Below are 19,343 nucleotides of genomic sequence, written 5' to 3' on the forward strand. Positions count from 1 at the left end.
CCCTATTTTATGTTACAATAATTAAATATAAATAAAATCCGGCTTCTAGCGATAAACGTTACTAAAAGATGAATAGGGAGTGCCTCTCTAAGCATCATATATGAATGAAGAAAGTGGAGGGACTATCTTTGTCAGAAATTGCAATTATAACAGATAGCACCAGTTATATTCCAAAAGAGCTCCAAGATGAATTACAAATTACAGTAGTGCCTCTGCAAGTGGTTTATGGAAACAAAGCGTATCGCGAAGAAGTAGAATTAACGGAGGCTGATTTTTACTCCAAGCTAAAAACGAGTGATCAGTTGCCGACGACATCTCAGCCACCTGTAGGCGAGTTTGTGGAAGCCTATATGAAATTATCCAAAAATCATAAGCGAGCAATTGCTATCCATATGTCTAGTGGTATTAGTGGTACCTATCAGGGAGCGGTAACAGCGACCACGATGGTTGATGATTTTCCTATTGATGTCATTGATTCTGAGATTACTACATATGCATTGGGTGCTGTTGTCGTGGAAGCAGCTAGAATGGCACAAGCTGGTAAACCACGAGAAGAGATTCTTGAGCGTATCGAATACATACGTACGCAAATGAAAACGTACTTTTTAGTTGAGGATTTAGATTTCTTGTACCGCGGAGGTCGCTTGTCAGCGGCTCAATTGATGCTGGGCAATATGCTTAAAATCAAACCGATTCTAACGTTTGAGAATAAAAAGATTGTTCCCTATCAAAAAGTCAGAACACGTGCCAAAGCCAAGGCCGGGATTATGGAATTATTTGAGGCAGAGGCCAAAGCAGGCAAACCTATACAGCTTTCCATCATCCAAGCGCAGGTTCAAGAAGAGGCAGAGGAATGGAAGGCTTACATTGAAGCGACCTATCCACATGTAACGGTGACAATCAGTCATTTTGGACCAGTTATTGCCACTCATGTGGGTCCTGGAGCCATTGGATTAACTTGGTATAATAAATAAGGATGCCATAATGCCGTTTTGCTGAAAGGAGAGCAAACGGCGTTTTTTTAACAGTTCGGAAATGCTCAAGGATAATGGGAACCTCTTTCATGCTTTACTGATAAAAAGAAAAAATGGGAGGTCAAATTGACTAACCTTGGATTTTTCAAGTAATATCAATGTTATGTAGAAACGTACAACTAGGACATTTGGAGGTGGACAATAGATGAGTAGGATTTCCCGACAAGAAGTTGAGCACGTGGCTAAACTGGCTCGACTACGTTTAACAGAGGAAGAAGCAGAGCGCTACACGCGTGAATTAGATGCGATTTTAGACTTTGCTGCACAATTAAACGAATTGGATACGACCAATGTGAAGCCGACTAGTCATGCATTTGACGTACGTAACGTTATGCGCCCTGACGTAAACCGTCCTTCCGTATCCAATGCAGAAGCACTGCGCAATGCACCAGATCAAGAAGACGGACAGTTCAAGGTACCGGCTGTTTTTGAATAGGAGAGAAAGGGGGAGACATTGTGTCCCTATTTGATAAACGCTTAGCTGATATACATAGCGAGCTAAAAAAGAAAGAGCTATCTGTTACAGATTTAGCTAATGAATCGCTTGCACGTATCCGTGAAGTGGACAAGGATGTACAAGCGACTTTGCTCGTTGACGAGGAAGCTGCTCTTAGCCAAGCAAGAGCGTTGGATGAAAAGCTAGCTAAAGGAACGGAGGATCTCGGCCTCTTGTTCGGTCTACCGGCTGGTGTGAAGGATAATATCGTAACAAAAGGCTTACAAACAACATGCGCAAGCAAGCTGTTGTCTAACTATGATCCCATCTATGATGGAACTGTTAGTCAAAAGCTAAAGGAAGCTGACGCACTCGTATTTGCTAAACTAAACATGGATGAATTCGCGATGGGTGGTTCCAATGAAAACTCTGGCTTTTACCCAACTCGCAATCCGTGGAATGTAGAATATGTACCAGGCGGTTCTAGCGGTGGGTCTGCTGCTGCGATGGCTGCTCGCCAATTTTTCTTTACACTTGGATCGGATACAGGTGGCTCTATTCGTCAACCGGCTGCTTTCTGCGGAGTAGTTGGTCTGAAGCCAACTTATGGACGTGTATCCCGTTATGGCTTGGTATCATATGCATCGTCACTAGATCAGATCGGACCGTTGACGAAGAACGTAGAGGATTCAGCGTTTGTGTTACAGGCCATTGCAGGACATGATTCATACGACTCCACATCGGCTGATGTTGAAGTCCCTGATTATCTATCTGCGCTGACAGGTGATGTCAAAGGCTTGCGCATTGCGGTACCAAAAGAGTTGCTTGGAGAAGGAATTGATCCACAGGTTCGCGACGCGGTATTAGCAGCCTTGAAGCAATTGGAAAGCATGGGTGCTGTTTGGAGCGAGGTATCAATGCCGCACACCAAATATGCCGTACCAGCTTATTACCTATTAGCTTCCTCAGAGGCTTCTTCCAACTTAGCGCGCTTTGATGGTGTTCGTTATGGTGTACGCGCTGATAACGCAGAAAATCTATTGGATTTATATATGGAATCTCGCAGCCAAGGCTTTGGTGCAGAGGTCAAACGCCGCATTATGCTAGGGACATATGCCTTGTCTTCTGGTTACTATGATGCTTTTTATAAAAAGGCACAACAAGTGCGCACTTTGATTATCCAAGACTTTGAAGAAATCTTTGCGAACTTTGATATTGTGTTACATCCGACTACTCCTTGCCCAGCTTTTAAACTTGGCGAGAAAATGAGCGATCCAGTGCAAATGTTCCTAGAGGATATTTGTACGGTAACGGTTAACTTAGCTGGTCTTCCGGCTATTTCAGTTCCATGCGGATTCTCTGATAACGGGCTGCCAATTGGTTTGCAAATGATTGGGAAAGCCTTCGACGAATCCACGATTCTACGTGCGGCACATGCGTACGAGCAATCAACTAATCTGTTCCCAAGCAAGCCACAATTGGGAAGGGAGGAAGTGTAACATGAGCCAAAAATTCGAAACGGTCATTGGTTTGGAGGTTCACGCTGAACTATCGACTAATAGTAAAATCTTCTGCGGTTGCAAAACGGAATTTGGTGCGCCTCCTAACACGCACACATGCCCTATTTGTTTAGGACATCCAGGTGTATTGCCTGTATTGAATCAACAAGCATTAGAGTTTGCGATCAAGGCTTCCTTAGCAATTAACTGTGAAATTTCTCGTGATACAAAATTCGATCGTAAAAATTATTTTTATCCTGATCTTCCTAAAGCATATCAAATCTCGCAGTTTGACCAACCAGTGGGTAAGAACGGTTGGATTGATATTGAAGTGAATGGCAAAACCAAGCGTATTCGCATCAATCGTCTTCATTTAGAAGAAGATGCTGGTAAATTGACACACTGCGAATACGGAAGCGGTACGATGATGGACTACAACCGTGTAGGTGTGCCGTTAGTAGAGATTGTTACAGAGCCAGACATTAGTTCACCAGAAGAAGCAAAAGCTTATTTGGAGAAATTAAAAGCAATCATTCAATATACGGAAGTATCTGATGTAAAAATGGAGCAGGGCTCCCTTCGTTGTGATGCCAACGTATCAATTCGTCCTGTGGGAGAGACCAAATTAGGTACAAAAACGGAATTGAAGAATATGAACTCCTTCCGTAATGTACAGGCTGCCTTGGAATATGAAGTGAAACGTCAGGAAGAAGTAATCGAAAGCGGCGGAGAAATTAAGCAGGTAACGCTACGCTGGGATGATGCGAATAAGAAAACCATCGTCATGCGTTCTAAAGAAGAAGCGCATGATTACCGTTATTTCCCGGACCCTGATCTGGTGAATGCTACGATTACTGACGAATGGATTGACCGCATAAAAGCCTCTATCCCTGAATTGCCAGATGCTCGTCGGGTACGCTATGTTGAGCAATATGGACTACCTGCATCTGACGCTGAAGTTATCACGATGACACGTGATTCAGCCGACTTCTTTGATGCCGCAGTAGCAACAGGTGCTGATCCAAAGACGGTTGCTAACTTTTTAATGGTAGATCTGTTTGGATATTTGAATGCAAACAATCTAGACTTCTCAGACGTGAAAATGACGCCTGAGGGTTTAGGAGAAATGGTGAAGCTGATCGAAAAAGGAACCATTTCCATTAAAATTGCCAAGACAGTCTTTACAGAAATGCTGGAAACAGGCAAGGCCCCAGCAACGATTGTGGAAGAAAAAGGATTGGTGCAAATTAGCGATGAGGGCGAATTAAAACGCATTGTCGATGAAATCATTGCAGCTAATCAGCAATCGGTAGAAGACTACAAAGCGGGTAAGAAGCAGGCAATTGGCTTCTTAGTAGGGCAAGTTATGAAACAGACCAAAGGAAAAGCTAATCCAGGTGTGGTCAATAAATTATTGGTAGAATCACTAGAAGCATTGTAAACAACAAAAGCTCCTCTTTGCATCTGAAATTGGCAGGAGGAGCTTTTTTATTTGATTGTTCTATGCTTTACTTATATCTTATCTTATCCGTTCAACTTTCCTAGCTCTATCTTAAATGCTCGACGCATGATAAATCCAAGTAACAGGCTTGTAATAAGTATTCCCGAAGCTGCTATATATGCCATAGCCGCACCATAGACCGCTACCACATTGGTTAGGATAAGTACGGATAAGCCGTAGCCTACGTATTCCACTGTGCTTTTGGCCGATAGAACGTTAGGCAAATAAAGAGAGTCTACGTTTCTTTGAAAGTAGGTTTGCTTGCTAACATATTGAATTTGTGTGGCAGGTCCCGAAAGAAATGATAGGAATAAGGCAACCCAGGCGCTATGAGTAACTCCTAAGCCTAAAGTTACGAGGGCAGAAAATAGCCCAGCTCCTAACAAAAACGAAAGAAAATAACGAGATACATGAGTCGCAATAACGACTAGCAGCAGGCCTCCTGCAATCATTCCGACAAAGTAACTAGCATTGAGGTATCCCCACCATTCCTGACCTTTTCCTAGAACATCAGACACATAAAACAGCATGATAGCAGCTACATAGATGGCCCCTGCCAAGGATTCAAGAACATCCATACAAGTAAGTGTGAAGAGCGCGCGGGAACGCAGAATATAGTTCCAGCCGCGAAGTAGCGCTTCTTTGTTGGAGGAGCTATCCGTACGCGTTGTTGCTTGAGAGATTGGATTATGTAAATAAGCCATACAGACTGTTGAAAGGATGAATAATCCAAGACTAACAGCAAAAAGGTATGTGATTCCTAAAAAAGCTACGAGCATGCCGCCTAAAGCCCAGCCCATAAATTGGATGACTTGATCGGTGGTCGCAAACAAACTATTTAATCGCAGCAGATGAACAGGCTGTGCGATCCGTGGCAGCAGGGCATTTCGTGCAGGAGTAGCCCAACCGTCCAAAAAGGAAATGAAAGACGCAAGACCTAAACTGAAAAGCAAGGGTAGGGCCGACCATTGTGTTACAAAAACAAGCAGACCCAACAAGATTGTTTTGGCAAATTGAGATAAAAACAGCAGGGTAGATAGGGAAAAGCGGCGTTGCATAAGGGGCGCGAGAAAGCCACTTACGGTTTGCGCTAGAATAATAGTAAGCGGTACGAAGCCGGTATAGACAGCGGAATGTGTCTTTTCAAAAACGAGGGTAAGTAGAGAAATAATGTAAAAAACGTCTCCAGCGTTGGCAAGCATTTGGCCAACCCAAAGAAAGCGTACTTGTTTGGTAAGCATGTCAAAAAAACCTCTTTTCATGAGAAAGATAGACAGAGCTATTCTGCCTTCAACAAACCATGTTTCCATTTGTTTTTTCTTTTTCTTGAAAAGGGCTTTACAATGGAATCGACTCCGTATCATGAATTTTCAAGCATTTCATACAGCGTAGCAATAAAAAGCAAGCATGTCAAAGAATAAAATAGATAGTTTGTAACGAACGACTAAGAGCTTCGTCCTATTTTATGGCTAATTTTGTATGAGCAATAAATTCCAGCATTTCTCAACAAAATTTAATAGAGTGCAAGAAAATAATGTTACTTTTTGGCCTACTAAAGCGTCTTTTCAAAGAGAAACTTTTTCCTGTACATACGTAGGCAAAATAACAATCTTTCTGTATGGAGGATGATGTTTTTTTGAATAAAGGGAAAATTATCTAAAATTTTAGGAAGAGGGAAGCTATGAGGTGAAGAGAAAGTGAGTAATAGCATTGGTGAATTAACCGTACGAGATGTCAATCATTTTTATAGGGCAGGTAAGCTTCAGGTTCCCGTTTTGCATGATATCAACCTGCATATTGGAAAAAGCGAATTTATTTCGTTATGCGGAACATCAGGTTCAGGGAAATCAACGCTACTGAACCTGATGGCGGGGTTAACACGTCCCGAGCAAGGAACCATTCATGTAAATGGGGAAGAAATCTCTAAGTTTAACGAGAATCAGCTATGTTTGTTTAGACGGCGTTGCTTAGGATTTGTCTTTCAATCGTTTAATCTCTTGCCTAATTTGACAGCAGTTGAAAATGTGGAACTGCCGCTTGTCTTTTCTGGAGTCAGTCCGCGTATGCGACGTAAAAAAGCGATAGAGATTTTAAACCGAGTAGGACTGGAAAATCGAGAGCACCACAAGCCAAATGAACTAAGTGGTGGTCAGCAGCAGCGTGTCAGTATTGCGAGGGCGCTGGTCAATGAACCAGGAATTGTGCTTGCGGATGAGCCAACCGGGAATCTGGATACAGCAACAGAGGAAGAGATTTTACAGCTCATGCGTCAAATGAATCGGGAAAGAGGTACAACCTTTGTGATTGTCACACATGATCAGGAGGTTGCAAGTCAATCTGATCGCACCATTTTTCTGCGGGATGGCTACATTCAGCAATAAAGGAAAGTGGCTATACTCAGGCCTACAGCGATGACTAGCCTGAGCTTTCATGTAGTAAGACAAGAATTTATATGCTCTTATCCGTTAAAAAGGCAAGGGGAAAAATGAGGTGTAATTTGTGAAACTGCTTGATTCGCTACGTATCGTCTGGCGCAATCTTTGGCGTATGAAGCTACGGACAGTACTGACATCGGTTGGGGTTATGATTGGTACCGCTGCTATTGTGACCATGCTATCGCTTAGTATTGGTTTAAAAGAGAATGCAGTTAAAAGCTTAGAGAACTTCGGTAACTTAACTGAGCTTAAATTGTATCCAGCTTATTTGATGCCAGATGGGACCACTGAGAGAAAGCCAGATCAAATGAAACGCTTAGATAGTAAAAGTATACCGGAAATAAAGGCTGTTCCTGGAATTGAGGCGGTTATGCCACAGAAAAGGTTGATGGGAGAAGCCACTTTAAAGCTAGGTCGTCGAGAGGCAAAATATTTGGAGATTGTTGGGGTTGATCCGCAACAAGAAGGACCTGTGAGAACCAAGGAGTTGGAAAAGGGTGAGTATCTCACTGGGGCAAACAATGAAATTGTCATTTCCTACGAAGTACCAAGAGAAATGAGAGACGTGGAGAAGGACCGCCGTGAAGCTAGAAAACGCAATGCTAACCAGAGTGGAAGTAGGGCCAGATTTGATATGGGTAGCTCTAAAGAACCGGGAATCATAGAAATGGTTGGGAAAACAGCAATATTAGAGCTGAGACGCGAATATACCATCGACAATGAAACGAAGTATGAGAAGAAGGAAGTACGTGTTCGCGTCGTCGGTCAGATGCAAAAGGATGAAAAAGGCTATGGTGGTAGTACTATCTATGTTCCGATGAAGATGGCTAATGAACTAAATACCTGGATGGAACAAAAGAGGGAACAAAGCGATTATGAAATGGAAATGGGGATAAACAAACCGAACCGTTCCAAGAATCGTAATCAAAAGCCAGCTGTGGAATATGATTCAATCAACGTAAAGGTTGAATCAAGAGAAGCAGTGGAGCAGGTTCTTAAGGATTTACAAAATATCGGCTATGATAACTATTCGCCAGCACGTCGTCTTGCAGAACTAAATAAGTTTTTCTTCGTTATTCAATTAGTGCTTGGTGGTATAGCAGCTATCTCTTTATTAGTTGCCACGATTGGTATCGTAAACACCATGATCATGTCCATTCTGGAGCGAACCAAGGAAATAGGGATTATGAAGGTTATTGGTGCTACCGTGTATAATATTCGTTGGCTCTTTTTGATTGAATCGGGTTCAATCGGTTTAATAGGTGGGCTGACTGGTTTGGGTCTTGCTTATGGAGCTGTAGCGGTGATTAATTATCTAGGTAAAAACAGCGAGTTTTTAGATAACTTTGGCATGGGCATGGGAGGAGGAATGGGAGCAGAAGAAGAGGTAGCAGCACAAATTGCATTGGTACCACCTTCTCTTGCTATATTCGCTATCATTTTCTCAGTTGTAATCGGGTTGTTAGCGGGGATTCTTCCTGCCATCCGTGCATCCCGTCTAAGTCCATTGGAGGCTATTCGCTCTCAGTAACGTTACAGTGATTTTTGCTTAGGTGACTGCTTTGGCAAAGAAAGGTTTTTTAAATATAAACGGAAGAAATGTGGGGAATTAACGCATGGCTATGAAGAAAAAAGTGATTATTTCAGCCATCACCGTGCTCGTACTAGCGGGTGGCGGTTATGGAGGGTATAAATATTTTGCTCCAGCTACAGATGCATCACAGGAGGTTGTTGAACCACCTGCGCTTCAGACTGTAGGGGTAGATATGGGCGAAGTTAAGAAAACGGTGTATTCGACAGGTACAGTTGAGGCTACAGCTCGTCAGGAAGTGAAGCCGGATGTCAGTGGTAAAGTAGAGAGTCTAGTGGTTAAGGAAGGCCAGCATGTTAAAAAGGGCGATTTGTTATTTACCATGGAGGCTACAGATACTGGCTTCGAAATTGAGAAACAAAAATTATCGATGTCTCGTATGGAGAAAGAGATAAAGGATTTGAAAGCTAGAAAAGATAGAATTGAAGCGAATGCCGGTGGGGTTGTCAAAGAGATATCGGTTAAACGTGGAGACAGCGTATCACCTGAGACAGTCATTGCAAAGGTAAATGACCCCAATTATTTAAAAATTACAGGCTACTTCTCCCCTTACGAAGCCGAATTGTTACGGGAAGGGCAAAAGGTAAAGGTATTTTTACCAAGCTCAATGACGTACGTAGATGGTGAAATCGACCGTATTGATATGGAAGGTACCAAGCAAGACGGAAAGATGGCACAGCATGCTGTAGACGTTTTGGTCAAAAATTCTGGAGCCTTGTATGTAAATGACCTTGGATCTGTTGAGTATACAGATGCGAAAGGCTTGAAATACGCAAGCCAGGGAAATACTCCTTTTACCAAAGCGGTTGATATCGAAATTTTAGCAGGCACTACAGGTAAAGTTGGCGAGGTTTTGTTTAAAAAAGGAGACACCATTAAGAAGAATCAGATCCTAGCAAAAATGGATAGAGAAGCAGATAAATCAGAGATCGAAGAGAAGGAATTAAATTGGAAGGAAGCTCAGCTTGGGATGGACCAAAAGATGCGTGACCTATCCAAGCGAAGAGTAGTTGCTCCCATTAGCGGAGAGATCACGAAATTGAATGTGAAGGTGGGAGAAGCGCTTGGCAGTGATCCTGCGGCAATCATCATGGATACCTCCTCTGTCACCTTTAAAGCAGCCGTGGATGAATTAGATTTCCCACAAGTGAAAGTCGGACAAAATGTGGATGTATTTATCACAGCCTTTGGAACAAAAGCATTTAAGGGTACGGTAACAGAACTGCCGAAAGAGGGAAGCAAGCAGGATAAATCGGTGCGTTTCGAAGTGAAAATCGCTGTTGAGGACAGCAGTCAACTGAAGCATGGCATGAGCGGTGATTGTGATATCTATATTCATAAGAAAGACAATGCCCTGCGTTTGCCGGCTAATGCTGTAGAAGTAATGGAGGAAGGCAAAGCTACGGTTATGGTTAAGGACCCAAGTGGAAACCCGATGCCAAAAGACGTGGGAATAGGCATTGAGGGGGCCGAATATGTGGAGATTGTGAGTGGTTTGAAAGAGGGAGATGAAGTAGTTCTTACAAATGGAGAGGGTATGTAGAGAAGTAGCCCTCCATTTAGAATGATTCTATAGAATGCGAAACTAGCCTGCAAAGTCCGTTTTTTCCTGACTTGGAAAGAAAAAAACGGTGCTTTGCAGGATTTTTTTACCTATAAAACCTAGAGATTATAGTTGATATTAGGTAAAATGGATGACGTATTAGAAAAATGGACAAATCATTTAACAGAAGGTACAAGAATGCTTAGGGGAGGCAGATATGGAACAACAGGCAATCATTGCACTTGTAATCTTCTTGGTTACGTATGCCATTATCATTTCAGAGAAAATTCACCGCACCATTATTGCGATGGTGGGAGCGGTATGTATGGTTATGCTAGGAATTGTTAGCCAAGAAACCGCATTACACCATATTGATTTTAATACGCTTGGATTATTGATCGGAATGATGATTATTGTTGCGATTACTGCCAAGACAGGATTGTTTAAAGCTATTGCGATCTGGGCAGCTAAAAAGGCAAAGGGTAACCCGCTGTATATTTTAATTGCGTTATCGCTTATTACAGCTGTAGGTTCTGCCTTTTTAGATAACGTAACTACCGTCTTATTAATGGTACCTGTTACGTTTAGCATTACACGAAAATTAGAGGTATCTGCGTTTCCGTATCTGATGTCAGAAATTCTGATGTCAAATATCGGAGGGACAGCAACTATGATCGGTGATCCACCTAACATCATGATTGGAAGTGCTGTCAAGGAGCTTTCCTTCGTGGCCTTTATCAATAATTTGACCCTTATCTCTATGTTTATCGCTGTGGTTACGATTGTAGTGCTTGCTTTTATGTTCCGTAAGCAACTGCATACAAAAGAAGAGCTGCGCCAAAAGCTTATGAAGCTGGATGCCGCTGCTGAAATTACAGACCGGACGTTATTAGTAAAATCATTGATTATTTTAACACTGACGATCATTGGCTTCTTTGTACATCAAGTACTTCATCTTGAATCAGCAACAGTAGCTTTAGTCGGTGCCTTTTTATTGTTATTAATTACGGGCGAGCATTATTTAGAGGAAGCCTTGACTAAGGTCGAGTGGACAACCATCTTCTTTTTCGTAGGGTTATTTGTACTTGTTTCAGGACTTGTCGAGACAGGAATTATTGCATCTCTTGCACAGGAAGCGGTTAATTTAACAAAAGGAAACGTTACCGCAACGGCTTTGCTAATTCTGTGGCTGAGTGCCATTGCATCTGCTTTCGTGGATAATATTCCGTTTGTTGCAACTATGATCCCAATGATTCAGGAGATGGGGCGAATGGGTATAGATAACCTGGAGCCCCTATGGTGGAGTCTGGCGCTAGGAGCATGCTTGGGTGGCAATGGTTCTCTAGTTGGAGCGAGTGCAAACCTGATCGTTGCCGGCATTGCGGCTAAGGAAGGAGAAAAGATAACATTCCTTGGCTTCCTGAAAATTGGTTTTCCACTTATGATTCTATCCATTGTGATTTCAACGCTGTATATTTACTTCCGCTATTTAATCTAGTATTTGTGATTGGAAGTTGTTATATGAATGTACGGAAACGAATGCCTGCTTCGTCATAGAACGAGGTAGGCATTTCTGTTGTTTCAACGAAATGGATGAGGAAAGGAATTTCCGCTGTAATAAAGTTGGAATATCCAATGAAAATTTCTGAACTTTTTTCTTTACAAAAAAAGTAGATTTTGATAGTATGGAACCCTTGACTGATTTTTCAGAATAAGGATATAGGTAGATAAAGGAGGGAGGCTATGGTTTATTATGTATTGGCTATTAAAACCTACAAAGCAAGCATTCAGTATCGCATGGCGCATTTTATTAACACGTTAGGAAGCTGTATTTTCAGCTTTGTCATGATGGCGATTTGGACAGGTGTCATGAATGGAAAAGAAGCACTCAGTCCTCTTGCTTTACATGATGTTCTCTTTTATTTGGTTCTCACCCAATGTATGCTATGGATCACTACTTTTCTTACGCCAGGACTTTCTATACCTGAATGGGTTCGTACGGGACAAATCTCCCTACATATCATGAAACCCATTCATTTTTATTTTTATACAGTGAGTCAGGAAATAGGCCGGGTTATTTATAATTTTTTCCACCGATTTCTTCCGATTTATTTGATTCTTTCCTGTGTTGTTGGCTTTTATGTGCCTACGAATTTCATAACCTTAGTATGGTTTTTCCTATCGGCTTGCTGTGCGGTGTGGATTGGTCTTAATTTATATTTTATGGTAGGTATTTTCGCTTTTTGGAGTACCGAAGTAAAGTGGGCTCACTATTTAAATCAGTCCTTCATGCTATTACTAGGTGGTCAAATGTTACCCTTGGAATTTTTCCCTCGTTCTTTTGAGATGATCCTATCTTACTTGCCCTATGCAGGTATCCTCTATTATCCAAGCATGATTCTACTAGAAAAACAGGCTCCACAAGCTATCTTTATCCAGGTAGTCTGGGTTATTTTGCTTACCGTATGTAATATGATCTTGGCTAGATTCGCACAAAAACGCTTGGAAGTCCAAGGTGGTTAGGAGAGAGAGCGAGCGATGCTGAGAATTTACGGACGTTTACTGCGGGCAAGTATCCGCTCACGGATGCAATATAAATGGAATTTCATTATTTCGAATGTGATGATAGGGCTCTTGCTTGTAGTCGATTTTCTGGGAATCACCGTGTTATTATGGAAGTTTACTGACATTCAAGGGTGGACTCTCTATGAATTAGGGTTAATTTTTGGTTTTGCTAGCATTTCAGAAGCGTTGTTTCGAATGTTTGCTTCCGAAATTCATGAGTTTGAAAAATACATTTTACAGGGAGAATTCGACCAGTTATTAATTCGTCCCATCTCTCCATTGGTGTTGCTTTTAAGTCGCAATATTGATATTGGAAGACTAGGACAATTAGGACAGGGTATGCTTGTTTGTGGCTACTCTTTTTTTCAACTGATGAGGCATGGACAGGATATTATAGGTATCCTGATGTGGATGCCTATTATCATTATAGGAGGAGCGCTTATCTGTTTTTCTTTGTCGCTGATCGTAGCTACATTCAGCTTTTGGATGGGGAGAATCAGTGATTTACAGGTTTTCTTATTTTATGCTCCCATGAATGCTTCCAAATATCCGATCAGCTTGTATACCGGATGGTTAAAAACATTGTTCTTTACATTGATGCCGATTGCGTTTGTTAACTATACCGCTCTTTCTTATTTACTAGATAAGGGAGGAAGCTGGATACTACTACTGGTTAGCCCGCTTGTTGCCCTTGCTTTCCTTGGAGCGGCTATTTCCTTTTGGAATTTTGGTATCCGGCATTATCACAGTACAGGCAATTAATAGAGGAAGGAGTGGAGGAATTACGATGATCATAGCACGAGGAATACATAAGCATTTTGAGCTGGCAAAGCCGAAAACGGGTCGTTTTTCCTCGATTCGCAGTCTTTTTTCACGGGAAAAACGAATTGTACATGCCGTTCATGATATTTCTTTTGAGATTGGCAAAGGAGAAGCGGTCGGCTACATTGGCCCTAACGGGGCAGGAAAATCTACAACCATTAAAATGCTTTCCGGCATTCTGCATCCGGAGCGTCAGCGTAGAAAGCTAGCTCATCAGATTGGCGTAGTATTTGGGCAACGTACCCAGCTATGGTGGGACTTGCCTGTCCGTGATTCCTTTGAAATTATCAAGGAAATGTACAAGGTTGGGGAGGCGCAGTATCGTTCGCGCTTATTGCAGTATGATGATCTTTTACATATAGAAGAGTTTATTGATACACCTGTACGTAAACTATCATTGGGACAACGCATGAGAGCTGATCTGGTGGCTGCCTTGCTACATAATCCGGATGTATTATTTTTAGATGAACCGACAATCGGGCTGGATGTGGTTGCGAAAACCAATATTCGGACTTTTTTACAGCAGATCAATAAACAAGAGCAAAAAACGATTCTCCTCACCACACATGATATGGATGATATAGAATCTATTTGTTCCAGAGTAATGATTATCAACCATGGTACGATCATTTCAGATGGTAGTATCGACCAATTGCGTGAACAGATTGGATTACCTAGCATGTTACAGGTTGAGTATAAGACAACTCCTCAACCATTCCCATTACCAGCAGGTGTTACCTACGAGCTGATTGATAAACAAGTAACGTTTCTTTACGACAAACGTTTGGTTACTGCCATAGATTTAATTACTAGTGTTGGCAAATGGGGAGAAGTTGGAGATATATCCATGCATGAAGCTGAGGTGGAGGAGCTAATTCGGAAGGTATATGAGAGACCATTGACTATCATCTAAAATGTCGGGATTTATTTCCCAAGAAATGACACGCTTTGCTAAGGAGTCACCTGTGTGTCGGTTTACTCTGAAATCGAGTGTATAGGACGACAAGAATCAACACTGCTACTGCTTAGCAAGGCGAGAATGTAAATGATTGAATTTGAATGTCATACACTTCCTGCTAAAAAATTGCTCAACTGGATATTATGAGATGAAAAGACGTTTGTAATGGGTTAAAAAGGAATGAACTAGTTTGTGGAAATAGTCACTCTATTCTATAATAAAGGATATAGGTCTGCGAGTATGCGAATAAAAGGGGAAGAGATAATGAAAATTCTGTCAGTTATAGGGGAAAGTGTGTCTGCTGGAAAAGGAGGCTCACCTGCTGATACCTTTGAACGATCAGTTGTCACTTATCAAGTAGGGACAGAAACGAAAACGCTTACTGTTACCTATGTCCGCTATTTCGAGAAACTTCTAGCCCAACAAGGAGTGTACGATCAGGAGAAGGAAGGAGTGCCTGTCAATCAAGTAGCAGCTACTCTTTTTTTAGAACAAAATCCCCAGGCCAAAGAATCACGCCACTATTTTAATGATGCTGAATCATTCACTAAGCTATTTGCAACGTTTTCTATAGAAAAGTGGAAAGAAAAATACTCATCATTGGTATGAGATGTCAAAATTTCGTCGAAACAGAGTAGAAATAGACATATTTTTGACCAAAATATCACATTTTTGTGACAACACGTGTTTATGACACTTGAATGATTGCAGTTCCCCTCGAATTTTTGCATAATATAATTTGTATTATTTGATAACTATTCTTATTTAGCGATTACACGATTACAATCGCAAACAAGAAACGACATAGATAGAGGGGCGAAGCACGGAATGAAACAAGTCGGAGTACTCATAATAGGTCATGGTTCCAGCAGTGCAGCATGGGTAGAGCTCGTGGATCAAGCAGTTGCTAGTTTAGACATCCAGGTACCTTACACCACCTGTTTTCTGGAAATGGTAGAAGGACGCCTCGTTGAGGATGGTCTACGAGAACTTGAGGCTCGCGGTGTAGAAAAAGTCATTGCGATTCCCCTTTTTGTTGCAGAAGGCAGTACACATATTGATGAGATCGGCTATTTGTTAGGTGCTACCGATAATAAATTGGATGATGGGTGGGAAAGATTGCACACAACCATGGAGATGATTTATTGCCCACCAATGAACGATCACCCGTTTATTTTAGATATTTTAGAAGATCGGATTCGCGAACTTTCCTCAGACCCACAAGAAGAGATCCTGTTCCTAGTTGGACACGGAGCAAACGAAGGTGAAAATCATCGGAAGTGGGAAGAAGTATTACAGAGCATGACCAAGACTCTGAAGGAGCGCTTGAAATTCTCTGAGGCTACCTATGGAACTTTGCATCCGGACAATCTTCGTTCTAGGGCGGAGGAAGCAATCAATCAAGGCAGAACGATTGTGATTCCGTTATTCTTAAGCGAGGGGTATTTCACTAAGAAGGTCATCCCCTCCAATCTGAATGGATTAAATTATGCTTATAGTGGTAAAACATACCTGCCACATCCTTTTGTAGCGAAGTGGTTGCAAGAAGTTGTAGATGAACAGGTGCATAATGCGTAACGGTTAGAATAATCTACAAGAAGGCTCATCAATCGAGGCCTTCTTTTTTCTTGTGTAAGGCAGGCGGAGAAACTTGCGGTACAATAGGAGAAGTGCAACAATAATCCCTGCAGGCTTGTATAGTCACAAAGCAAAGGGATGCATACATAACATAAAAAAGTTGGGGAAACGAGTAAAATTAGGGAGAACCGCGTTTTTTCAAGAAAGAGAGGGTATCTATGATTGAAGTGCAGAATGTGACAAAAGCATTTAAAGATGTCGTTGCTGTCGATCAGCTATCGCTTCTGTGTCGACCGGGAGAGGTACTGGGTCTTTTAGGAGAAAATGGAGCGGGTAAGACTACTACGATGCGTATGATGGCAACAATTTTGACCCCTACCAGCGGCGATATTATCATGGATGGTTATTCGGTTAAAACGCATCCGATGGAAGTCCGCAAACGCATTGGATTATTATTTGGCGGAGATGTGGAGCTGTACGCTAGGCTGACAGCAAGGGAAAATATTCAATACATAGGAAAGCTGCATGGGCTGGATCAGAAGCTATTAGATCAACGGATTGAACAGGTTAGTAAGCAATTGGACATGAGTGAATTCTTGGATCGTCGTGTGGGGCCTTTTTCCCGTGGAATGCGACAAAAGGTAGCGATTGCCAGATCATTAGTGCATGATCCTAAGGTAATTTTGTTTGACGAGCCTACTACAGGATTAGATATTACAGCAGCTAGTGTATTTCGACGATTAATTAAAGAATTACAGCAGCAAAACAAAACGATTTTATTTTCCACGCATAACATGGGGGAAGTAGAGAAGCTATGCTCAAGAGTAACGATCATGCATAAAGGAAAGATGATTGTGGAGGGCAGCATCCCGGATTTGCGCAAACGCTATGATCTACAGGATATGGACGACATCTTTATGCGAGCGGTCGGAGGTGAGAAAGAAAATGAATAGGCAGCATATCTGGATTGTCTTTCAAAAGGAAATGACCGACCTCATTCGGGACCGCAAAACGTGGATTGGAGCGTTAGTCATACCTTTGGTGGTCGTTCCATTACTTGTATTTCTAATGTCCTTTTCTATGAATGGGGTAGTCAAAGAAGCGCAATCCTTCGTGCCGCTGATTGTTAATGCAGACAGTCAGCATCCCTTTGTGAAAATCTTACAAAAGAATGTTAGTGTAAAAATGATTCAGGTAGAAGACCCTTTAGCAGCAATTAAGGATGGCGATGCAAGGGCGTTCATTAAATTGCCGGAGCATTTGCAGAGTAAGCTGCAAGCTGGTGAGTCTGTTGATATTACAGTCTGGTACGATCCGTCTAACCAAAAGTCTACTTATGCGAAAACATTAATTGAAAAATCCATAAAGGAATATGAAAAAGAGGTTGTCTCCAAGCGTTTACAGCGTGTGGGATTGACGATTGGGGCGATTGAGCCAATGCAAACTACATTTGAAAGCGTAGCAAGCGATGAGAAGGTGTCTGGGAGTATTTTATCTGGGGTTCTGATTATCCTGATGATTGCTTCGCTCATCTCTGGAGGATTGCCAGCCGCGACAGATTTAGTTGCGGGAGAGAAGGAACGAGGTACTCTGGAGACATTGATAAGTGCCCCGATAACAGCTAATAGCGTGTTAACAGCCAAGCTATTTACCGTCATGATTATGAGTGGCGTCAGTTCGTTGGCGTCGGTGATTAGCGTATCGGTAATTTTTTCGTTCATCCCCATTAATCACGATGCGGGAGGACTCTCCTTGCAATTTTTCACCGCTAGCTCGCTTATCGTGTTGTTTGTGGTGCTAATCTTGCTGGCAGCTATGTTTGCTGGCGTCATGCTAAGCATTAGTTCCTTTGCTAAATCCTTTAAGGAAGCACAGACATACATGACACCACTCGTCTTGGTCGGATTAGTACCGGCTTACCTGATGATGCCTCTTAATCCGATTGATATTCCATATGCGTACTATTTACTGCCGATCTTTAATGGAGTGGCGATTTTTAAAGAAATTTTCTATGGTGAGCTTCAACCCATGCATGCTCTTCTAGTAATGTTCACCTCGCTTCTCTATGTAATCATTGCGATTAAAGTGGCAGCGAAGTTCTTTAAACGGGAGAATTTATTAGTGAAATAAAAAATAGCTTGGCTCTTAGTAGGAGCCAAGCTTGTATAATAATTATATCCGATCAGCAGAACTGACATAAATCCGCAGAATCAGGAATAACGATTCTAACAGTCATCTTTATCTAATAGCTATTGATAGAAATCATTACTGGATTTACTTGGATTCCCCTTGCTTTACTAGCCAGCCAGCCCCAATCACACCGGCGTCATTACCCAGTGTAGCCGGCAGGATTTCGCATGAATCCGCTGCAATTTTCCATGTGTAGGTATCAAATGACTTACGGATCAGCGAGAATAGAGCGTCACCTGCTGCAGAAACACCGCCACCGATTACAATTTTGGCAGGGTTCAGTAGGTTGGCTATGTGTGAAAGGCCAAATCCGGTATAAAACGCAGCCTGATCAATGACCTCCTGAGCCGCTAAATCTCCTTCTGTGGCTGCATCAAATGCATCTTTGGCAGTTAAGGAGCCTTTCTCTGCTAGCTGCTTGGCTAAATACGCACTGCGACCTTCCTTCGCCGCTGTCTCTATCCCTACAATAATGGCTGTTGCTGAACCATATCGCTCCATGCAACCCTTTTTACCGCAATTGCATAGTGGGCCATCTGGGTTAACGGTTACGTGACCGATTTCGCCGCCTACTCCTTTTACACCATGGACGATCTTGCCGTCAATAATGATTCCACCGCCAATACCTGTACCAAGTGTAATAGCAACCAGGTTCTCGGTCCCTTGTCCCGCGCCGCGCCACATTTCACCGAGAGCGGCTGCGTTGGCGTCGTTTTCTACATATGTGGGCAAACCAGTTAAAGCTTCTGTTTTAGCCTTCAACGCAGTATCCTTAATACCCAGATTCACCGCTTCATATACAAAGCCCGTGTCCGTATCTACCGGCCCAGGCACACCGATGCCAATTCCATAGGCTTCTTCTTTGGTGAAGCCCTGCTCGGCCATCAGTTGGTCAATCGTGTTTGTCATCTTCCCAATAATAGCATCTTCTCCCTCAGAAACAGGAGTAGGGATTTGTGTTTTTGTAATAATTTCCCCATTCGGATCTAGTAAAGCTATTTTAATCGTGGTTCCCCCGATATCTACTCCTACAATCATACGCTTCGTCAAACTGCATACACCCCTCGTACAAGTCATCTATTCACTAATAGTACCATGAGCAGAGCGGATAAAATAGGCAAAATCATGTGACAAGCCGCATAATGATTCCCAAAAATGGTCATACAGGATATGATGGGTATGGTATCATGA

Annotated in this window: 17 protein-coding genes; 15 read left to right on the forward strand and 2 right to left on the reverse strand. The window is 42.2% G+C overall.

The genetic code is table 11. The annotated features are described in order from the left end of the window. Positions 1-104 precede the first annotated feature (104 nt). The 4 genes from GOP56_RS18555 to gatB all read left to right on the forward strand — a co-directional run bounded on the left by GOP56_RS18555 (position 105) and on the right by gatB (position 4,410). Entirely contained in the window at positions 105-974 is an 870-nt protein-coding gene (locus GOP56_RS18555; RefSeq protein WP_174250686.1) for a DegV family protein, read from the forward strand. A gap of 205 nt (positions 975-1,179) precedes the next feature. After that, positions 1,180-1,470, forward strand: a complete 291-nt coding sequence (gene gatC / locus GOP56_RS18560; RefSeq protein ID WP_003335653.1) for an Asp-tRNA(Asn)/Glu-tRNA(Gln) amidotransferase subunit GatC — start codon at positions 1,180-1,182, stop codon at positions 1,468-1,470. A 20-nt stretch (positions 1,471-1,490) separates the two neighbouring features. Then, positions 1,491-2,969, forward strand: coding sequence for an Asp-tRNA(Asn)/Glu-tRNA(Gln) amidotransferase subunit GatA (gene gatA, locus GOP56_RS18565; RefSeq protein ID WP_003335652.1), 1,479 nt, complete (start codon positions 1,491-1,493; stop codon positions 2,967-2,969). Between the two features lies 1 nt (position 2,970). Next, positions 2,971-4,410, forward strand: coding sequence for an Asp-tRNA(Asn)/Glu-tRNA(Gln) amidotransferase subunit GatB (gene gatB, locus GOP56_RS18570; RefSeq protein WP_004432748.1), 1,440 nt, complete (start codon positions 2,971-2,973; stop codon positions 4,408-4,410). 83 nt (positions 4,411-4,493) lie between these two features. Here the strand turns inward: gatB and GOP56_RS18575 are convergent, their stop codons facing one another. Further along, complete coding sequence (locus GOP56_RS18575) at positions 4,494-5,711, reverse strand: MFS transporter (RefSeq protein ID WP_163246247.1); 1,218 nt, start codon at positions 5,709-5,711, stop codon at positions 4,494-4,496. A 456-nt stretch (positions 5,712-6,167) separates the two neighbouring features. On the opposite strand from GOP56_RS18575, the gene GOP56_RS18580 reads away from it, so the two are divergent. The 11 genes from GOP56_RS18580 (at position 6,168) to GOP56_RS18630 (ending at position 18,092) form a co-directional block, all read left to right on the forward strand. Then, complete coding sequence (locus GOP56_RS18580) at positions 6,168-6,851, forward strand: ABC transporter ATP-binding protein (RefSeq protein ID WP_163246248.1); 684 nt, start codon at positions 6,168-6,170, stop codon at positions 6,849-6,851. Positions 6,852-6,969: 118 nt separating this feature from the next. Further along, on the forward strand, positions 6,970-8,436 hold the full coding sequence (locus GOP56_RS18585; protein WP_163246249.1) for an ABC transporter permease: 1,467 nt from the start codon (positions 6,970-6,972) through the stop codon (positions 8,434-8,436). 85 nt (positions 8,437-8,521) lie between these two features. Next, positions 8,522-10,039, forward strand: coding sequence for a permuted SH3 domain-containing protein (locus tag GOP56_RS18590; protein ID WP_163246250.1), 1,518 nt, complete (start codon positions 8,522-8,524; stop codon positions 10,037-10,039). 217 nt (positions 10,040-10,256) lie between these two features. Beyond that, entirely contained in the window at positions 10,257-11,537 is a 1,281-nt protein-coding gene (locus GOP56_RS18595) for an ArsB/NhaD family transporter (protein ID WP_003335645.1), read from the forward strand. Between the two features lie 245 nt (positions 11,538-11,782). Beyond that, positions 11,783-12,562, forward strand: coding sequence for an ABC transporter permease (locus GOP56_RS18600; protein WP_004432734.1), 780 nt, complete (start codon positions 11,783-11,785; stop codon positions 12,560-12,562). Between the two features lie 15 nt (positions 12,563-12,577). Beyond that, complete coding sequence (locus tag GOP56_RS18605) at positions 12,578-13,366, forward strand: ABC transporter permease (protein ID WP_163246251.1); 789 nt, start codon at positions 12,578-12,580, stop codon at positions 13,364-13,366. A gap of 25 nt (positions 13,367-13,391) precedes the next feature. Beyond that, complete coding sequence (locus tag GOP56_RS18610) at positions 13,392-14,339, forward strand: ABC transporter ATP-binding protein (protein WP_163246252.1); 948 nt, start codon at positions 13,392-13,394, stop codon at positions 14,337-14,339. A 309-nt stretch (positions 14,340-14,648) separates the two neighbouring features. Then, positions 14,649-14,993, forward strand: a complete 345-nt coding sequence (locus GOP56_RS18615) for a hypothetical protein (RefSeq protein WP_163246253.1) — start codon at positions 14,649-14,651, stop codon at positions 14,991-14,993. A 219-nt stretch (positions 14,994-15,212) separates the two neighbouring features. After that, positions 15,213-15,962, forward strand: a complete 750-nt coding sequence (locus GOP56_RS18620) for a sirohydrochlorin chelatase (protein ID WP_003335640.1) — start codon at positions 15,213-15,215, stop codon at positions 15,960-15,962. Between the two features lie 218 nt (positions 15,963-16,180). Then, complete coding sequence (locus GOP56_RS18625; RefSeq protein WP_003335639.1) at positions 16,181-16,915, forward strand: ABC transporter ATP-binding protein; 735 nt, start codon at positions 16,181-16,183, stop codon at positions 16,913-16,915. Further along, the gene (locus tag GOP56_RS18630; RefSeq protein WP_004432712.1) at positions 16,908-18,092 is read left to right on the forward strand and encodes an ABC transporter permease; all 1,185 of its coding nucleotides are present in this window, start codon (positions 16,908-16,910) and stop codon (positions 18,090-18,092) included. The genes GOP56_RS18625 and GOP56_RS18630 overlap by 8 nt, the downstream gene beginning before the upstream one ends. A gap of 144 nt (positions 18,093-18,236) precedes the next feature. Here GOP56_RS18630 and GOP56_RS18635 read toward each other — a convergent pair whose 3' ends face one another. Then, a complete protein-coding gene (locus tag GOP56_RS18635; protein WP_254068456.1) occupies positions 18,237-19,202 on the reverse strand; it encodes an ROK family glucokinase in 966 nt (321 codons plus the stop codon). Positions 19,203-19,343 lie beyond the last annotated feature (141 nt).

Source organism: Brevibacillus sp. 7WMA2 (genome assembly GCF_010748895.1).
In the GTDB taxonomy this organism is placed as follows: Bacteria; Bacillota; Bacilli; order Brevibacillales; family Brevibacillaceae; genus Brevibacillus_B; species Brevibacillus_B halotolerans.